Here is a 17999-nt window from a genome sequence, read left to right on the forward strand (position 1 = left end):
CCGCGAACGTCTACTGAAACGTAACTTGAAAGATTTTGTTCGCGGTGGAATCCGCGACAAGAAGTCTTTGATTCGCACAATCGATCTTAACCGCGCCGATCGCGGCGAACGTATGGGAAATCGTAGTGACGTTTAAGAACTCATCCACGATACGAATCACGTTCGAACTGGAATCCGAAACGAACATAACTCCGTTGTTGTCCATGGCGATATGAGCCGGTCCGTTGAAAGACGCACTCGTACCTCTGCCGTCCACGCTTGCCCCCGTTCCCGTTCCTAAAAGTGTGGAAACCGTCGAAGTGTTCAAATCGATTTTTCGAATTCTATGATCTTGAATGTCCGCGGCTAAGATGCTGTTGTTTTTTCGATCATAAGCGATTCCTAATGGAGATTTGAACAGGGCGGTCAAAACGCTTCCGTCTTGATAACCTAACGAACTTCCGGATAACGTGCTGACCGATAGAAAGTTCAGATTGAATTTTCGAATGTCGTGATTGCCGAGTTCTCCTAGATATAAATTTCTTTCACGATCGAAATCCATAAAGAAGGGCCCGTTGAACAACGCGCCTGAGTTGTCTCCGTTTTGAAGGCCCGCCGTACCTCCCGGGCTTCCGGCGAACAAAGTGAATTGATCTTGTGCATCGATCTTATAGACTTGCGCGCTACTTTTACAGGAAACGTATTTGTCTCCGGTGACGGGGTCGTATTTGATGCCTGCGGGATCGCCTAACGTAAAGCTGGTGCTCAGAGTGGTGACGATATTGCTTGAAGGAATGATCTTACGAATCTTGTTTACGGTTTGTTCCGAAACGTAAATGTTTCCGAACGAATCCAATTCGATTCCGAAAGGGTTTTGGAACGTCGCGGTCGATATGCTTCCGTCTACGCTGGAAGCGGTTCCGGTTCCCGTAAACACCGTGACGACCGGATTTTTGGTGAGTTTTAAAGTACAAAGATAACATTCCTTAAGAATACAATCCAAGATCGTGTTTTCCGTCCAGGCCTGGCTCATAAAGATACTCGGGTTGTAGATCTTAGAAGTATTGCAAGAAATGAAGATAAGGATTGAGGGAAGAATTTTATAAAACATGAATGCCTTCCTGAAACAAATACAGCATAAACGTTCGCGATTAAAAACGATAGGAAAAATCGAATTGGAAATTTCTTTTTTACAAAAATTGCAAACGATCCAAGGAGCGGATTCCGTTTTGAAACGTCCTCGGTCTGGCGTTTTCCACGATCGGTTTCTCCTGAACGGAGATAAAAAAAGGTATCTCAATTTGATCTTTTCGTCTCTATGGGCAAAGATTCTTCTTTGAGAGGTTGTCATCCGATGAACAAAGGTCCACTTTCCGGAGTAAAAGTAATCGACTTAAGTCTGCTTCTTCCCGGGCCGCTTTGCTCCATGTATTTGGGAGATATGGGAGCGGACGTGATCAAGATCGAAAATCCAAGAGCCATGGACGCGACCCGCGTGATGTTTAAAAAAGCGAACGGCGCACCGTCTTTGTTCCTTATGTTAAACCGAAATAAAAAGGCGATCACGCTCAATCTGAAAAAGGAAAAATCCAAGGAAATTCTTTTTAAACTATTAGAAGATGCTGATATACTTCTGGAAGGATTCAGACCGGACGGACTTTCCAAGATGGGACTCGGTTACGACGATCTCAAGGAAAAATTTCCGAGATTGATCTATTGCGGAATTTACGGCTACGGAACCGAAGGAAAATACAGGGACTTCGCGGGACACGACGTGAACTATCTTTCCTTATCGGGTGTTCTTTCCCAAACCGGGAAAACTCCGCAGATCCCGGGCTTTCAGCTCGCGGACATAGGCGGTGGAACGATGACCGCATTGTCTTCCATTCTCGCGGCATTGTATGCGAGGGAAAAAACCGGAAAAGGACAAAAGATCGCCGTGTCGATGATGGATTCTTCCCTTCCTTTTCTTTCCTTATACGGAGGAATATACGCCGCCACCGGGAAAAATCCGGAAGGCGGGAACGAACTTCTTTCGGGTAAATTACCGAATTATAATGTTTATCAGACCAAGGAAGGAAGATGGGTCGCGTTAGGCGCTCTTGAGGACATGTTCTTCAAGACGTTTCTTCGTCAATCGGGACTGGACAAACACTTGGAGGAATTCCCGGCGGAAGAAAAGAATTTCGGCAAATGGAAGGAGATTCTTACCTCGTATTTCGCCTCAAAAACATTAGAAGATTTGAATGTTCTTTTCGAAAACGAAGATTCCTGCCTCACACCCGTGAAAACGATGGAAGAGGTGAGCCAAGATCCGGTTCTCAAAGAAAGAGGAATGATCCTCGATAAAAAACATCCGGAATACGGGGACTACTTTCAGTTCGGAGCGCCCTTTCCATTCTCCGAAACGCCGGTCACATATCGTTTGGAACCGCCAAAACACGGGGAACATAATGCGTCGATTTACGCTTCTTTGGGTTATACGGAGGAGGAAATCGAAACGATGAAAAAGGAAAAAGTGATCTGATTTAACTTTGAAACATTTAAGACACCGAAATATTTTTCCGAAATCGAAAGCGTTGGAAGTCCAAACAGAACGTTCGTTCTTTGAATATGATAAGAATCATATAGATACGCTTTCGTTTCGAAGAGGTTCATTATAGGTATCTAAATTCTAAATTTAGAATGAATAAAAAAGCTGAAAAACAAGCGAGACTTATGATTTTTCCCCCATATTTTGGTTTGATCTAATCGCCGTAAAAAAAAAAGTAGGATCAGAACACTCTCGCAAAAAGGGAAAAACCGATGTACCAGGAATTTACTGAACAACAGCTCGAAATCAGGGACCAGATCCGCAATTTCGTGAAGAAAGAAATCACACACGAAGTCGCAATCCACTGGGACGAAGAAAATAAACATCCCGAAGAACTCATCAATCGTATGAGAAAAGAACTCGGAGTCAACGGTTTGACCATCCCCGAAGAATACGGCGGTTGGGGACTCGGTTCTGTTGAGCAGTGCCTTGTAACTGAAGAACTTTCCAGAGGATGCCTCGGAATTTCTCTTTGTTTCGGTTACACCGGTCTTGGAATCCTTCCTATTTTGAAGGGAGCTTCTCACGAGCAAAAGAAGAAATGGTTACAACCGGTCGTTGACGGAGAATACGGAGTATCTTTCTGTCTTTCCGAGCCTGGCGCAGGATCGGACGTTCCCGGTATGAGCACTACCGCCGTTAAAAAAGGCGACAAGTGGGTCATCAACGGAACTAAACAGTGGATCACCGGTGGCGGTAGCGCTGGAGCTTATACTGTATTTGCATACACCGATAAAGGAAGAGGAACCAGAGGAGTTAGCTGTTTCTACGTTAAGAGAGACACTCCCGGTTTGACCGTCGGTAAAAAAGAAGACAAACTCGGAATCCGCGCATCCGATACTCGTCAGATCATTTTCGAAGATTGTGCCGTTGAAGAAGCGAACATGATCGGAAAAGAAAACTTAGGATTTATTTACGCACTTCAAACTCTGAACGCTTCTCGTCCTTACGTTGCGGCTATGGGAGTGGGTGTCGCTCAAGCGGCTCTTGACTACGCTTCCAAATACGCAAGACAAAGAGAGCAGTTCGGATCTAAGATCTCCAGCTTCCAAGCGGTTCAACACATGCTTGCGGATATGTCTATCGGTCTTGAAACTTCCCGCCAAGTGACTTATCTTGCGGCGAGAATGTCCGATGCCGAGGATCCAAGACTTCCAAAGTATTCCGCGATCGCAAAAGCTCACGCTTCCGAAACCGCAATGAAATGCGCTCTGGATGCGGTTCAAATTTTCGGCGGATACGGTTACACAAAAGAATATCCTGTTGAAAAACTGATGAGAGACGCGAAGATTCTTTGTATCTTCGAAGGAACTACTCAGATTCAAAAGAACGAAATCGCGGCTTATGTGATCCGCGAGGCGGCTTCCGCAAAATAAGAAAACCGATCTTGTTCGGATTTTCAAAGGCGCTTGGTCGTAAGACCGGCGCCTTTTTTATTTTGGATCGATTGAATCGGCGGACCTAGTCGAGGTTTGATCGTTCTTCTTTTCTTTTTTCGATTTACCGGAACGGATTCGACTGAGTGAAACTGGAGTGATTCCGAGATAAGAAGCGATATGATATTGAGGAATGACATCCTCTATGTTCGGATGATTCTTCTTTAAAAGTTCGTATCTTTCTTCCGCATTCAAAGCGAGCAGTTCGTATTCTCTTCTGGCCTTTTTCAAAAAAAGATTTTCCGCGACGATTCTTCCCAAATGTTCCCAAGCGATATGAGTTTCGTATAACTGAGTTAGATGAGAGAAGTTCGCGACGGCGAGTTTACAATCGGTGATCGCTCGTATGTTGCAAGTAGAAGGTTGTTTTAAAAGAAGATCAAAATAGGAACCGGTGAATTCTCCCGGGAAGTTGAAACTTTTGATGTACTCGGTTCCGTCCGGCGTGAGATAATATTCTCGGAGAACGCCGGAGAATACGAACGCAAACTCGGTAGGAATTTTTCCTTGTCGGATTAAAAAATCTCCGTAGGAAAGTTCTTTCACGGTGTAGACGAGTTTTGCTTGGGTCCAAACCTCTTTCGGAATCGGAGAGATGGAATTCACCTTTTCATAAATCGTCCACCATTCCGGACTGTTTTCCACGACTGGATATTCTGCCACTCGCAGTAGTGAAATCGATCGTCGAATTTTTGCAAATCATATTGGGTATGATCTTGGAAAGAATTTTCCAAAAAGAACCGGCCCTTGTTCTCGTTTACGGTCGGGGCCGGTATAAACATTCAAATTTACGTAAGTGTGGCGTTTGATTCTTTTTAACGAATCGATTTTAAAAATGGAATCATCGCGGCCAAAAATCCTTTCGGATCTTCCGCAAACGGAACGTGACCCGTTTTTAAAAACACGAGTTTGGAGCCTTTGATCTTTTCGTGAAGTTTGGTTCCGAGCTCGGGAACGATCACCGGATCGCTTTCTCCCCATACGATGAGGGTGGGTGCGGAGATTTTGGAAACTTTTTCCCTGAGGTCGTGTCTTTCGTCTCCGAAACTTTTCCAGATCGCGGCTCTTATGTTTTTGGAACCTTCCACGGATTTCTTTTCTTCGATTCTATGGAGAATGGATTTTGTGTAATCGTTTTCCACTTTGATGTAATAGTTCGGAAAGGAATTCCAAGTCGCTCCGGTGAACCAAAGAGTGCTCATTAGTTTTACGAAAATTCTCGACTTAAAATCCGGATCGTTTAGACCGCCCGTGTCCACAAGGATCAAACCTTTTACTAAATTCGGTTTTTCTAATGCGAGATTCATGGAAGCGAAACCTCCGAGAGAATTTCCCACCAAAACCGCTCCCTGAGGCGCGAGTTTCTCCATAACCTCCGGAAGAACGTTCGCGAATTCCACCGCCGACGCGGAATCGAAAGGAACCGGGGAATCCGATTTTCCGTGTCCGGGCCAATCGATGCTGATAACTCTATGCAATTCCGCTAATGTAGGAACGATCGCTTCGAAGTCTCTGTGTTCGTGACCCGGTCCGGCGGAATGAAGAAGCATCAGGGTGTTGTCTCCTTTTCCATGAATCCAATACGCGATGCGGCCCATTCGAGTCGGAATAAAACCCGTGGGTTTTTCCTCGCTTTGAGTTTTCGGTTCTTCGATTACGGTTTGCATTTCCTGTCCTCCCGAACATGCGACGATCCATCCGATGTACAATACGGTTAAGATGCGGGTACAATTTTTCATAACCAGAGTTTGTATTAGAGAACAGAAAATGTCAATACTGCGAGCCTTCTTCGCACCGAGAATGCGATTATCCTATGATAATCTACTTTTTACGGGTGATCGCCCAGTGAACCAATTTAAAAAGAGGTTTGGTCCAAACGGGAGGAGTCGGGTTTTGAATCGAAGACTTAGGAAACAAAAGAAAGAATTCCAAAGGAACGATGATCTTTTTGTCCAAGAGTTCCTGTTTGTTTCGATAAGCCTGGAGTTTATCGTCGTTTAACATCGTATAGATGGAATTGATTCCGTTCTCGTCCATCAAGAAACTTCTGAGATAAATCGGCTTGTTATCCTTGTAAACAAGAAGACTTTCGGCTCCGTTGCTTTCGGTAAAGTAAAATTCCGTATCTGTAAAGATCGGATTTCTGGAAGTCCTAATGAGAAACGCCGCCACTCTTTCTTTTCCGAGAAGGGGAATTCTCGCGGCATGAACCTTACCCCCGCCATCCGACCAAAGAACGATTTCCTCTTTGAAAAATGGAAGAAGAAGTTCCGGTTGTCCTTTGGCCGAAGCCAATAAGAAGTTATGAAGTAGTTTTCTTTTCGCTTCCTTATCGGGAGAATATTTTTTTCTTCCGGACTTGAGCGCGTCCTTGGCTCTTTTGAGAGTTTGTCTACAATTCTCCTGCGTTTTTCCGATCGCTTCCGAAATGATTTTGTAATCCAGATCGAAAGATTCCCGAAGAATAAAAACCGCTCTTTCTATCGGATTCAATTTTTCTAATAGATGGAGGAAGGCCAGATCCAAGGTTTCCGGATCCGGCTCTTCCATTTCCGGCGAAGTGGGAATCGGTTCGGGCAACCAAGGCCCGATGTACGTTTCGCGTTTATTCTTCACCTTACGAAGAGTGTCCAAGGACAGACGCGTTGCAATCGTGGATAAGAACGCTTTCGGCGATCGGATTTCCGTGGAGACGGATTTCTCCCAGCGAAGAAAGGATTCTTGAACGATGTCTTCCGCGTCGTTTACGCTTCCGGTCATACGATACGCGATTCCGAAAACGAGAGACTTGTGTTCTAAAAATTGCCCGAGTCTGTCCAAGATTATTTCTCCGTTTCCGCCGCGAGGGTTCCGCTTGCGAATTCTTCCTTGTTTTCAGGAAAGGATTTCCAGAAATAAAAATCGAACGATTTTTCAAATCGAAAGGAGAGGATCGTAAATTTACAAATCAGTTCCTTGATCCACTTCGCACTTTTTGCGGTCCAGATTTTATTCGTGGGGGAATCGTCCGGGTTTGATTCTTGAATGACCCCGTCCTCTCTTCCAAGACTTACGTTTCTTCCGAGATACGCCAGGGAGAATGGGATTTTTCCTTTTTTAGAATCGATTCCGAGTTTGTGGGAAAGTCTTTCCGCCGCATAAACTCCCATAGGAAGCGCGGTTGCACAAGCCATTCTCAGATGATCGTAACCGCTTGAGACAACTTGAACGCAGTCGCCCGCGCCGATGATTTCGGGGTGGTCTTCCACTTCCAGGAATTGATTTACGTAAACCTGCCCGATCGGATTGGTTCTTAAACCCGAAGCGCCTCCGACCTTGGACGCGGCTAAACCGTTCGCCAATATACAGAAGTCGTGGCCGATTTCTCCTCCGTTCGCTGTGAGAAGTTTTTTATCCGCGTATTTTATAATTTTCGTATTTTCTAATATTCTAACATTGTTATCGGAGAAAAATCCGATCATTTTGTTTTTGCCATCGTCCGAAAAACCTTTCCCGAACGCGTTCGAGTCCACTAAGGTTACGATCGACTTCGGAAATACTTTGGAAAGCTCCGCGGCTGTTTCGATTCCGCTCAGGCCCGCTCCGAGAACCGTGATTCTTGCGGATTCGTTTTGTTTGATTCTTTCGTGCATTGTAGCGCACGCTTCCACGTCCGAAACTCCAACGTAAGAATCTCCGCTTGTTTCGACTTTGGATCCGTGAACCCCCAACGAATAAATCAAATGATCGTAACCGAGTTCCGATCCGTTTTCTAAAACGACCCGTTTCGATTCCGGTTCGATTTTCGCGATTCTTTCGATCACGAGTTTTACTTTTTTATGCAATAAGGATCTTACCGAATAGGTTCTTTTGAGAGTTCCCGCGAGCAGTTGGTGATTGCGGATTCTTTCCTGAAATTGTTCCTGAGCGGTGACTAAAACGATCTCTAACGGAAGTTTTTTTCTGACAAGACGATTGGCCGCGACGATTCCCGCGTAACCTCCGCCTGCGATCAAAACTGTTTTACCTTGTGACATGTTTGCCTCCCTGTCTGTAAGGAAGACGCGGCTGGGAATTTTCCCGTGACAGAAACTCGTAAATTTTTTCTTTCTTGAAACCCACTTCGAATCGGCGGGGTAACTCAGCATCCACCTCTCTATGGATCGGTGTCTATGAATATGTAATTAGAATTGTTCTAAATTCGAATTGACAGAAGAGCCCGTCGTTCGAACCATTGACCCAGGATGGTCCACATGTTTAGGATTTTGTCCATTTTGTTTCTCATCTCTCTCCTTGTAGCCTTCGGCGCTTGCAAGGAACCCGTTCAAAAAACGGAACTGGAAGGTTTCGTAGTAAAAAACGTAATTCATCCCAACAACAATCCTTACAATAAGGACAAGGTGGAATTGGGAAAACTTCTCTATTTTGATAAGCGACTTTCTCTCAAAGGAGATACGAACTGCGCCATCTGTCATTCCGTGGAAATTCAAAACTCGGAAAAAAATTCAGCGCCGAGAAACAAGATCCACAATTCTCCGGCCCCATCTTTGACGAACGTAGGTTTGTATAAGGACGTATTCTCCGATCCTCAAGCGAACGATCTCGAAGATATCGTAAAGGAAAGAGTTCACACCGCGGTGATGTTGAAGGACGAAAAGACGATCGTCGCAAGACTCAATCAGGTTCCCGAGTACAGAGAACTTTTCGAGAAGTCCTTCGGATCTCCCGGCATCACGATGGACCGAATCGTTAAGGCGATCTCCGCGTTCGAAAGAACGATCGTATCCAAGAATTCCAAATTCGATCGTTATGTGATGGGGGAAGAATCAGCGCTTTCACCCGCGCAGAAACGCGGCCTGGACGTTTTTATGAACAAGGCAAAATGTTCTCAATGTCATAAAGGCCCGAATTTTTCGGATTCGGAAAAACACACCACGGGTTTGAGCGGAATCGAACAAAAGATAAGAACCCCGAGCTTACGCGACGTGAGTAAGAAGAATGAATTCATGCACAACGGAAAGTTTACGAAATTAGAAGACGTCGTAGATCATTTCGTAAAAGGCGGTTCCAGAGGTTCCATCGAAGATCCTCTTTTGAAACCTTCCACGATTACGGAAGTGGAAAAGAAGGATCTGATCGAGTTTTTGAAATCTCTGGAAGGGGAATCTCATCCATTAGAAATGCCTAAAATTCCAAAGGCATAATATAGGAGACTCGTTTCTCAACTTCCCGAATCTATTTTTTCCAAAAGCGCGATCAGGATTCTTCTTTCTTCAAAGGTCGTATGTTTATAGATCCTCGTGAACATTTTTCTGGAGGAGCGAACCACCGCGGATCTCGCGGCCTTTCCTTTTTCCGTTAAGACGATTTCCGAAATCCTAGAATCCTGTACATTCTTAAAACGTTCCACGTAACCGTTGGCGACCAATCGTTTGACGATTTGTGTGACCGTGGATCGATCCCTAAAAACTTTTTTCGAGATGGAAGTCATCGACTCCGGAATTTTATTTCGTAAGGCGCAGAGAACGGCTCCTTGTGTAGGGCTTATATCCTTATACCCTTCTTTTTCATAACTCAAAGAAAGGCTGAAGAAGATTCTTTCCGAGATTCCGGAGAGTAAGTGTACGATCTTTTCGGGTTGCGCGCTCATACAACACGGCTCCTAAAAATGCTTTGTACCAAAAGCAAATACCGACATCGGAGATTCTTCTTCGAATCAAATACGTTGACCGATCCCGATCGAGTTATAGACAAATATTTATGAAACAAACTTCATCCATTTCTAACTTTGAAAGTATTGAGATCAACGAAAAATACAACGGGCCTCCCAAGAGCGGAAACGGGGGATACGTCGCGGGTATTACGGCCAATCGAATCGAGAACAACGCGGTTGTTATCAAAATTAGGGCGCCGGCTCCGTTGAACGAAACCTTGTATTATTCTCGGGACCCGAGCGGAAGCGGAATTAAATTATTGAGTAAGGGAACGAACTCGGTCATCGCGGACGCAAAGGAAGATTCAGAATTTTATATGGATGTTCCAGAGTTGAATTCTTCGTCGTTGGAAGGAATTCAAAATCCGGAACAGGAATACCTGGGTTTTCACAAACATCCGTTTCCAACCTGTTTCGTATGCGGTCCGAATCGGAATCACAAGGACGGGATGAGAATTTTTCCCGCGAAGATATCGGATCAGGTCGGGTTTACACATCTGCACGGCGCGTTTTGGAATCCTTGGAAGGATTTGAGCGGAACGGACGGAAAGATTCGCGATGAGATCGTATGGGCCGCTCTGGATTGTCCCGGAGGTTTCGCGGCTTCTTATGTGGAACCGACCTTGATCGTATTGGTAAAATTGCGGGGACGACTTTTGGAAAGTATATTTCCCGAAGTTCCGTACGCGATTCAAGCCTGGGAGATCGGAAGGAATCGCAGACAAAGAATCGCCGGAACGGCGATCTACAGAATCGACGACCGCAAATGTGTGGCGTATTCGGAAGCATTGTGGATGGTTCCCGGAAACTGGAATCCGGACAATCAAAAAGAATTATAAAAATTGAATATAATCAAAATCAAACGAGGGACTGATCATGTGTGTCCAAAAAACGCCTACCTTGAGCTTAGTAAACGCTTACTTTTTTCAAACCATGCAGGGATATTTACATTACAAATACCGGAGCATCAAAAGAAAACTTTTTGAAAACTTACCGGATAAGATCGTAGAGTTGGGTCCGGGAGTTGGTTCCAACCTGAGATACTTCAAACCCGGTACAACTTTATTGGCCGTAGAACCGAACGCAGGAATGCATTCTCTTTTGAAAAAGAATTCGGAGAAGTATTCCGTCAAAATCGAACTGGTAAACCTATCCGCGGAAAAACTTCCGTTTGCGGATTCTTCCGTGGACGCAGTGGTTTGCAGTTTGGTTCTTTGCACCGTTGAAAAACCGGATCAAGTTTTGAAAGAAATCAAACGTGTTTTGAAAGCGGGAGGAAAGTTCGTTTTTTTGGAACACGTTGCGGCGGAGCACGGATCCTGGATAGAATGGATTCAAAAGATCGTCTTTAAACCTTGGCTTTGGTTTTTTGAGGGATGTCGTCTGAACCGAGATACGTATCAAACTCTGCAGAACGCGGAGTTTTCGAATTTGAAAATCGAAAGGAGTTCGCTCTCTACGATTTTTTTACCGATCCGACCCCATATATACGGGATTGCGACTAAGTAATAAAGAAATTTATTTTTGTTCGGAAGTGTTCGAGGCGGATGCCGCGCTTTGAAGCAGTGCGGGGTCCGCCATCTTCATCAAACGATCGATGATATCGTTTACGTTGACGCCGAATTTTTCGAAGATATGATTCTTAGCGAGTTCGTAACGAAGAATGTCGATGTTCAACTGAATCTTGGATTGAGTCACTTGGAGTTCGGATTGAATCACGTTGTCCAAAGCGGCCTTAACTGCGACCGCCGTGAATCTACCCTGACGAAAACGTTCGGAAAGACCCCTGTAGTATTTACTTGCTTCTTCCCTTCTCTTTTTTGCGCCTTCAAAAAGATCCTTATCCGCGACAATGGCCGCATAACGGTTCGACAATTCTTCTTTGATGCTCAGTTTGAGTTCGGCTTCTTTCTTTTCTAAATTCTCCACATCCAATTTGGCGTTTCGAATATCGGCCTTGATTCCCTTGTCCCAAAGAGGATAAGAAAATTGGAATGCGGCGTAAGCTTCCGGATATTTAAAGGAAGCGATTCCTCGGTTCGTATCGGAAATGTTCTGTTGAGGAGAAACGATGTTCTGACCTCTCGTGGAATAAGCTCCCGATACTTTCAACGAAGGCATGTCTTCGGCTTCTTTGATTCTCAGATTGAGTTCTGCGATTTCCCTTTGTTTGCGAAGATTCTTCAGATCGGTTCTATGATCCAAAGCGAATAGATAATCCTTTTCCACTTCGAAGTCCGCAGGAACCTCTTCTTGAAGATCGGTAACACCTTCGATTTTGGAAGTTGGATCCGCGTTTAAAATACGAATCAGGTTTCTTTCCGCTTCCTTACGGGAAACCTTCGCCTTTTCCAAGTTCCCCGCGGTTTGGGAAAGAATGGAACTCCAAAGATTCACTTCAAAATTTTCTGAAAGACCGAGGTTGCGTTTTCTTGCGGTAAGGTCGCGGATGTTTTTTGTGTTGGATTGCAATTCTTCCAAGGTTTTCACGTTGGAATCGTAGATATTCAAACTCCAGTATTGAACGAGGGTTTGAACCACGAGTTGGGAAAGAGTATAGATCAATTCTTCCCTTTTGATAACCGTATTTTGTCTGATGATTGCGTCTTTGTCTTTCTGAGTTTTCCCAAAGCTATATTTGAGAAGTTCCTGGCTTAAAGTGATCGTAAGCGCACTTGTGTACTGCGGAGGAATCGCAAGAAAAGTCAGGTTTGACGGAGTGGTTTGCGGGTTTTCAAACGCGCTTGTATCGAAACGGGTAGTGCTTGCTTCGAACTTTGCGTAGGTTCCGGTTCTGAAATTCTTTTCAACACCGACGCTGAGTTTGTCCTGACTTTGTTTTTGTCCGGCAAAGACGTTGTTTCGGTTGTTGGGAAGATTCGTTTTAAAGACCGTGATCCCGCCTATGAGATTCCAAGTGAACTGAGACTCGTTTTTGAGTTCCGTTCCGTCGGCTTTTACGTATTCCATCTTTGCGTTTTGGATCGTGATGTTTTTTTCGAGGACGTGATTGACCGCTTCACGAAGAGTTAAACGCAGTACCCTTCTCGAATCGCTTAGGTTCCCTTCGGAAGATTTTTTTTCCTCTTCCAAAACGGCCTCTTCCGGTAAAATGTCCTCACCGATTATAGGTTGCGTTGCTACAAAAAGGATGGTTCCGAAAATGAGAAGATTTCTGAATTTTCCGCGAGTCCTTTCCTTTTTGAGATCCATGTAAGTGCCTACTTAATGGACATGGTTGAATGCAGGAAGTTTTTTACAAATCGAAAAATGAATTTTACGGGTCTAAAAGAGAACAATTCAATGAATTTACATTCACATAATCCCAATCGTCTCCTTCAAGAGAAAAGTCCTTATCTCCAACAACATGCGTACAACCCTGTGGACTGGTTTCCATGGGGTGAGGAAGCCTTAACCAAAGCAAGGGATCAGGACAAACTCATATTCTTATCGATAGGTTATGCGACATGTCATTGGTGCCACGTGATGGAGAGAGAATCCTTTGAAAATCAAACCATTGCGGATTATCTAAATTCTCATTACGTTTCGATCAAGGTGGATCGGGAAGAACGGCCCGATATCGATCGAATTTTTATGGACGCGTTGCACGCGATGGATCAGCAGGGAGGTTGGCCGCTCAATATGTTTTTGACTCCGGACGGCAAACCGATCACCGGAGGAACGTATTTTCCGCCCGAGCCGCGATACGGAAGAAAGAGCTTTTTAGAAGTTTTGAATGTGATTCAGGGTGTGTGGAGCACGAAACGTCAGGAACTGATCACGGCTTCCACGGAACTTTCGCAATATCTGAAAGAATCCGGAGAAGGACGCGCGAACGAAAAACAAGAGGCAGGTTTTCCTGCGGAGAATAGCTTCGATGCGGGATATTCCCTTTACGAAAGTTATTACGATCCTCAGTTCGGCGGCTTTAAAACGAATCATGTCAATAAATTTCCTCCGAGCATGGGGCTTTCGTTTTTGCTTCGATATCATCATTCTTCCGGAAATCCCCGTGCGCTGGAAATGGCCGAAAACACGCTTTTAGCGATGAAACAAGGCGGAATTTACGATCAGGTCGGGGGCGGTCTTTGCCGTTATTCCACCGATCATCACTGGTTGGTTCCTCACTTTGAGAAGATGCTCTATGACAATTCTTTGTTTTTGGAAAGCCTTGTGGAATATTCTCAGGTTTCCAAAAAGATTCCCGCGGAGTCGTTCGCATTGGACGTGATCGATTATCTACATCGGGACATGAGAATTCCAGGAGGTGGAATCTGTAGCGCGGAAGACGCCGACTCGGAAGGAGAAGAAGGACTTTTTTATATCTGGGATCTCGCGGAATTCAGGGAAGTCTGCGGCGAAGATTCTTCCTTGCTCGAAAAATTTTGGAACGTTACCGAGAAGGGAAACTTCGAAGAGAAGAATATTCTTCATGAAAGTTATCGAAGCGCGGTCGCGAAACTCGACTCTGAGGAATTGAAGCGCATCGACGCGGCCTTGGAAAGAGGCAGAAAAAAACTTTTGGAAAGAAGAAGCAAACGGATTCGTCCCTTGCGCGATGATAAGATTCTTACTTCTTGGAACGGTCTTTATATCAAGGCTCTTGTCAAGGCCGGTTCCGCGTTTCAAAGGGAAGAATTTTTGGTTCTCGCGGAAGAAACGTATTCTTTTATAGAAAAAAATCTGATCGATTCAAACGGAAGAATCTTACGAAGATTCCGAGACGGAGAATCCGGTATATTAGGATATTCGAATGATTACGCGGAGATGATCGCGGCTTCGATCGCGTTGTTCGAAGCGGGTCGAGGAATTCGTTATCTGAAAAACGCGGTCCTTTGGATGGAAGAGTCGATTCGTTTGTTCCGTTCTCCTGCGGGTGTGTTTTTTGACACCGGATCGGACGGAGAAGTTCTTTTGAGAAGAAGCGTGGACGGTTACGACGGTGTGGAACCTTCTGCGAACAGTTCTCTTGCGTATTCTTTGGTGAAGTTATCCTTGCTCGGTGTTCACTCGGATCGCTATCGCGAAATTGCGGAATCCATCTTTTTGTATTTTACGAAAGAATTGTCCACACACGCTTTGAGTTATCCGTTCCTTCTTTCCGCGTATTGGACTTATAAACATCATTCGAAAGAAATCGTTTTGATTCGTAAGAATGGAGAAGCGGGTAAGGATCTTTTGTCCGCGATCGGTAAGAAGTTTTTACCGAACTCGGTGGTTGCCGTCGTAAACGAGGACGAACTCGAGGAAGCGAGAAAACTTTCTTCTCTTTTTGAGGCAAGAGACAGCGGGGGAGGCGCGCTCGTGTATGTTTGTGAAAACTTTGCGTGCAAACTTCCCGTGGACAACGTTGCCGATTTGGAAAAGTTTCTCGAGTAGTAAATTCAATTTTGCAGGCGCTTTGTCGGAGTTCCGACAAGGCCGAGGGTCGAATCGCGTTTGACAGGATGCGATTTTTCTGTTAGAGGAGAATTGCGGGAGTTTTCCCACAAACCCGCCACCTCCACCCAATGCGGGTGGGGGCCGCCTCGCGATCACGATCGAATTGTCGGAGTTCCGACAAAGTGCGCGCTTCAATATCCGAGTTTGTGAAACATCTCGTTTGTGGCTTTGGCGCCTTGACAGTTGAGATGGATTTGATCCGAGTAATATTCAGATTTCATAAACTGTTTTTCAAACTGAAGAACCTTCAGATGCGGATACTTCGTTTTCAAAGGTTCGAACGCTTTCCAGAATTTCGAAAAATAGTTCGTGGGTTCTATATAATCCGGAAAAGGCATTACGATATAATAAACCTGGATGTTTTGATCCCGTGTGTAATTTAAAAAATCCTCGAACGCGGAAAAGTCGAAAGAAGGTTCCGTTTTGTAAGGAGCCAATACCTCGTCTTTGAGTTTGTCCTGACTCATCTGATAAAGAATGGCGTGTTGCGGTTTCATCCGGTCGGAGATATTGAGTCCCCCGTTCTGAAAATTCAACTTCTCCGAAATCCATTTGTTATCTCGGAAATTACTTTCGGGCGGCATACACTGAGGAGTATAAAGTTCGTCACAACCGCAGTCGAGTTTCATCTTCGCTTCTTCGGGTTTGTAGTTTTCGTATGAGAAAACGTTTAATAACGCCTTTCTGTATCTGTATGTGGAGAATGCGTTCGGGATCGAAGCGGAAAGGACGTATAAAAGTTCGGGTCCCTTGTATTGTTCCACCATTTCTCTCATGGAAAACAAATGGAGAATCCTGTGCGAAAAAAACTTCCAGTTGATTTCGGAAACTGTTTTTTGCATGGTCGCCGGAGCGCTTTCCATTACGAAATTCTTATACGTTAAACCGGAAACGAAACGGTTCACCAAATATTCAGAAAGACTCATATTCGGTTTTACGTATTGGATCAAAGTAGGATCGATGATCGGTTCTCCGTAACCTCTTGTGATAAGTCCGGGGCTGGACGCGAAAAGGATGAATTCCGGTTTTTTATTTCCGGCTTTTAGATATTTGGAAAGATAATGCGTATAATAACGCGCTCCCATAGCGGGAAGGCTAAAGTTATAAACCTTGGACGAGGAAGAGGGAACCAAGGACATACTTCTGGAATCCCCGAAGATCAATCCGTCGTAGTTCAAGGCTCCGGATTCCATATTCTTACGGACGTTGTTTACCAGAAAAACTTCGGTATGTTCGTAAAAATAGATTTCCGTGAACCGAGCCGTAAGCTCGATCGCAACCACGATTCCGAGAAGGATTAAAACGACTTTATTCTTAAAAAGCGAAGTAAATGACATTTTTGCCGAACACACCTTTTAGAACTATGCAGTAAAAGAAAAACAGATACGTAAGAATTCGGATTACTGCAGGTTTTTCGAATATAAAGAAAGCTGAATTGTTCTTATAGTGGAAATAATCCCAGAGGAGGAGAGGCCCGATAACCTTGATGATTTCCGTGAAATAATTGGCGATGCTGATCTGATCGTTCGGACCTTTGAGCGTGAAAAAGTTTTCGAAGATACTCGCCAAAAGAATTCTCGCGTGTTGACCGTCGTAACTTCTGAAGAAGATGGACGTCATCGCGAACATAAACGTGGTGAAAAAACAGGACCAGAAAAAGAATCCCTTCGTAAAGAACGCGTGATTTAAAAAAGGAAACGCACTTTTTGCGGAGAGTTTCAACTTTTCGAACGGTTCCTTGAAGATCATATAAAGAACGATGTAAAGACCGCAGGCAAGTCCCCAGAACGCGAAGTTCCAACTTGCACCGTGCCAAATTCCCGAAAGACCGAAGATGATGAACAAGTTTCTAAAATTGTAAAGTCTGCTTACCTTGCTTCCGCCTAACGGGATGTATACGTAATCCGTGAACCATCGGTTGAGCGTAACGTGCCATCTGCGGAACAGTTCTCGAAAATTCACGCTGAACTCGGGCGTAATGAAGTTCTCGCTCAGATTGAATCCGAGTAAAAACGCGGAACCTCTTGCAATATAAGAATATCCCGCAAAGTCGCAGTAGATCTGAAAGAAAAACGCCAAAAACGAAAGAATGATATGAATCGCGGAATGCCCGCCCGCTAAATCCGGATTCGCCTTATAGATCAAAGGATTGTCGAGAAAAACGAGGTTTACGAGTTCGGCGAGGTTGTCCGCGACGTAGGTTTTCATATAAAAACCCACGAGAATCAAAAGACAACCCTTGTAAAAAAGATCCAAGTTGATCTTTCTGTCTTCCTTGATCTGAGGAAGAAGATCTCCGGCTCTTTCGATTGGACCCGCGACCAACTGCGGAAAAAAACAAACGAACAAAGAGAAATCGATCAGGTTCGTTTCCGCTTTGAGTTTGCGATAATAAACGTCGATCACGTAAGAAAGCGTTTGAAACGTAAAAAAGCTGATTCCCACCGGGAGAATGATCTGTAAAAAAGTCGCGTCCTGAAACAAGGTCGGATCTTCCACTCCGAAAAGACCGGCCGAGGTTTTGACCGCGACGCTTAGATTCTCTATAAAAAAATTATAATATTTGAAAAAGCCGAGCATCCCCATATCGATCACGATCGCTAAGAACAAAAGCCATCCTCGGATCTTGTTGGATTCTTTTTGTTCTATGAGAAGAGCGATGTAGAAGTTCGAAACGGAAACGAAGATGATTAGAATCAAAAAGATCCAGTCCCACCAGCCGTAGAACGTATAAGACGCGATCAGAAGAAAAATATTCTGAATGTTGGTAGACGTTTTTCTTGCGGCGAAAAAATAACAAACCGCCAAAACGATTAGAAAGAAATAAATAAAGACCGCAGAGTTAAAGATCATGATC

At 44.5% G+C, this 17999-nt stretch carries 15 protein-coding genes; 6 read left to right on the plus strand and 9 right to left on the minus strand.

All coding sequences use genetic code 11. The features are described from left to right. Positions 1–10: 10 nt before the first annotated feature. The gene (locus CH367_RS19585; protein ID WP_100764187.1) at positions 11–1090 is read right to left on the minus strand and encodes an NHL domain-containing protein; all 1080 of its coding nucleotides are present in this window, start codon (positions 1088–1090) and stop codon (positions 11–13) included. A 315-nt stretch (positions 1091–1405) separates the two neighbouring features. Between CH367_RS19585 and CH367_RS19595 the strand changes: the two genes are divergently transcribed. Together CH367_RS19595 and CH367_RS19605 are read left to right on the plus strand one after the other, a co-directional pair. Beyond that, entirely contained in the window at positions 1406–2506 is a 1101-nt protein-coding gene (locus CH367_RS19595) for a CaiB/BaiF CoA transferase family protein (protein WP_341865112.1), read from the plus strand. A gap of 278 nt (positions 2507–2784) precedes the next feature. After that, complete coding sequence (locus CH367_RS19605; RefSeq protein ID WP_002152868.1) at positions 2785–3948, plus strand: acyl-CoA dehydrogenase family protein; 1164 nt, start codon at positions 2785–2787, stop codon at positions 3946–3948. Between the two features lie 57 nt (positions 3949–4005). Here CH367_RS19605 and CH367_RS19610 read toward each other — a convergent pair whose 3' ends face one another. The 4 genes from CH367_RS19610 to CH367_RS19625 form a co-directional block, all read right to left on the minus strand. After that, complete coding sequence (locus tag CH367_RS19610) at positions 4006–4671, minus strand: Crp/Fnr family transcriptional regulator (protein ID WP_100764190.1); 666 nt, start codon at positions 4669–4671, stop codon at positions 4006–4008. 152 nt (positions 4672–4823) lie between these two features. Next, positions 4824–5675: an alpha/beta fold hydrolase gene (locus CH367_RS19615; protein WP_100764236.1), complete on the minus strand. Its 852-nt coding sequence runs from the start codon at positions 5673–5675 to the stop codon at positions 4824–4826. 154 nt (positions 5676–5829) lie between these two features. After that, positions 5830–6828, minus strand: a complete 999-nt coding sequence (locus tag CH367_RS19620) for a sigma-70 family RNA polymerase sigma factor (RefSeq protein ID WP_100764191.1) — start codon at positions 6826–6828, stop codon at positions 5830–5832. A 2-nt stretch (positions 6829–6830) separates the two neighbouring features. After that, on the minus strand, positions 6831–8024 hold the full coding sequence (locus CH367_RS19625) for an NAD(P)/FAD-dependent oxidoreductase (protein WP_165783347.1): 1194 nt from the start codon (positions 8022–8024) through the stop codon (positions 6831–6833). Positions 8025–8240: 216 nt separating this feature from the next. Here CH367_RS19625 and CH367_RS19630 point away from each other — a divergent pair, with 216 nt between their 5' ends. Further along, complete coding sequence (locus CH367_RS19630; RefSeq protein WP_100764193.1) at positions 8241–9191, plus strand: cytochrome-c peroxidase; 951 nt, start codon at positions 8241–8243, stop codon at positions 9189–9191. A 17-nt stretch (positions 9192–9208) separates the two neighbouring features. Here CH367_RS19630 and CH367_RS19635 read toward each other — a convergent pair whose 3' ends face one another. Beyond that, complete coding sequence (locus CH367_RS19635) at positions 9209–9637, minus strand: MarR family winged helix-turn-helix transcriptional regulator (protein ID WP_100764194.1); 429 nt, start codon at positions 9635–9637, stop codon at positions 9209–9211. A gap of 110 nt (positions 9638–9747) precedes the next feature. Here CH367_RS19635 and CH367_RS19640 point away from each other — a divergent pair, with 110 nt between their 5' ends. Both CH367_RS19640 and CH367_RS19645 read left to right on the plus strand, forming a co-directional pair. Further along, the gene (locus CH367_RS19640) at positions 9748–10539 is read left to right on the plus strand and encodes a hypothetical protein (protein ID WP_100764195.1); all 792 of its coding nucleotides are present in this window, start codon (positions 9748–9750) and stop codon (positions 10537–10539) included. 37 nt (positions 10540–10576) lie between these two features. Further along, entirely contained in the window at positions 10577–11209 is a 633-nt protein-coding gene (locus CH367_RS19645) for a class I SAM-dependent methyltransferase (RefSeq protein ID WP_100764196.1), read from the plus strand. 9 nt (positions 11210–11218) lie between these two features. Here the strand turns inward: CH367_RS19645 and CH367_RS19650 are convergent, their stop codons facing one another. Then, positions 11219–12913: a TolC family protein gene (locus CH367_RS19650; RefSeq protein ID WP_100764197.1), complete on the minus strand. Its 1695-nt coding sequence runs from the start codon at positions 12911–12913 to the stop codon at positions 11219–11221. A gap of 21 nt (positions 12914–12934) precedes the next feature. On the opposite strand from CH367_RS19650, the gene CH367_RS19655 reads away from it, so the two are divergent. Next, the gene (locus tag CH367_RS19655) at positions 12935–15079 is read left to right on the plus strand and encodes a thioredoxin domain-containing protein (protein ID WP_100764237.1); all 2145 of its coding nucleotides are present in this window, start codon (positions 12935–12937) and stop codon (positions 15077–15079) included. Between the two features lie 194 nt (positions 15080–15273). On the opposite strand, the gene CH367_RS19660 is transcribed toward CH367_RS19655, so the two are convergent. Together CH367_RS19660 and CH367_RS19665 are read right to left on the minus strand one after the other, a co-directional pair. After that, complete coding sequence (locus tag CH367_RS19660; protein ID WP_100764198.1) at positions 15274–16479, minus strand: hypothetical protein; 1206 nt, start codon at positions 16477–16479, stop codon at positions 15274–15276. Next, positions 16457–17995, minus strand: coding sequence for an MBOAT family O-acyltransferase (locus CH367_RS19665; protein ID WP_100764199.1), 1539 nt, complete (start codon positions 17993–17995; stop codon positions 16457–16459). The genes CH367_RS19660 and CH367_RS19665 overlap by 23 nt, the downstream gene beginning before the upstream one ends. Positions 17996–17999: the final 4 nt, after the last annotated feature.

Source organism: Leptospira barantonii, from assembly GCF_002811925.1.
Classification (GTDB): domain Bacteria; phylum Spirochaetota; class Leptospiria; order Leptospirales; family Leptospiraceae; genus Leptospira; species Leptospira barantonii.

Bases quoted from the DNA above. Each gene is read 5' to 3' on its own strand.
- CH367_RS19650 (WP_100764197.1), bottom strand. From the start codon at position 12,913: ATGGATCTCAAAAAGGAAAGGACTCGCGGAAAATTCAGAAATCTTCTC.
- CH367_RS19655 (WP_100764237.1), top strand. From the start codon at position 12,935: ATGGTTGAATGCAGGAAGTTTTTTACAAATCGAAAAATGAATTTTACG.
- CH367_RS19585 (WP_100764187.1), bottom strand. From the start codon at position 1,090: ATGTTTTATAAAATTCTTCCCTCAATCCTTATCTTCATTTCTTGCAAT.
- CH367_RS19595 (WP_341865112.1), top strand. From the start codon at position 1,406: ATGTATTTGGGAGATATGGGAGCGGACGTGATCAAGATCGAAAATCCA.
- CH367_RS19615 (WP_100764236.1), bottom strand. From the start codon at position 5,675: ATGCAAACCGTAATCGAAGAACCGAAAACTCAAAGCGAGGAAAAACCC.
- CH367_RS19645 (WP_100764196.1), top strand. From the start codon at position 10,577: ATGTGTGTCCAAAAAACGCCTACCTTGAGCTTAGTAAACGCTTACTTT.
- CH367_RS19605 (WP_002152868.1), top strand. From the start codon at position 2,785: ATGTACCAGGAATTTACTGAACAACAGCTCGAAATCAGGGACCAGATC.
- CH367_RS19635 (WP_100764194.1), bottom strand. From the start codon at position 9,637: ATGAGCGCGCAACCCGAAAAGATCGTACACTTACTCTCCGGAATCTCG.
- CH367_RS19665 (WP_100764199.1), bottom strand. From the start codon at position 17,995: ATGATCTTTAACTCTGCGGTCTTTATTTATTTCTTTCTAATCGTTTTG.
- CH367_RS19625 (WP_165783347.1), bottom strand. From the start codon at position 8,024: ATGTCACAAGGTAAAACAGTTTTGATCGCAGGCGGAGGTTACGCGGGA.
- CH367_RS19660 (WP_100764198.1), bottom strand. From the start codon at position 16,479: ATGTCATTTACTTCGCTTTTTAAGAATAAAGTCGTTTTAATCCTTCTC.
- CH367_RS19630 (WP_100764193.1), top strand. From the start codon at position 8,241: ATGTTTAGGATTTTGTCCATTTTGTTTCTCATCTCTCTCCTTGTAGCC.
- CH367_RS19640 (WP_100764195.1), top strand. From the start codon at position 9,748: ATGAAACAAACTTCATCCATTTCTAACTTTGAAAGTATTGAGATCAAC.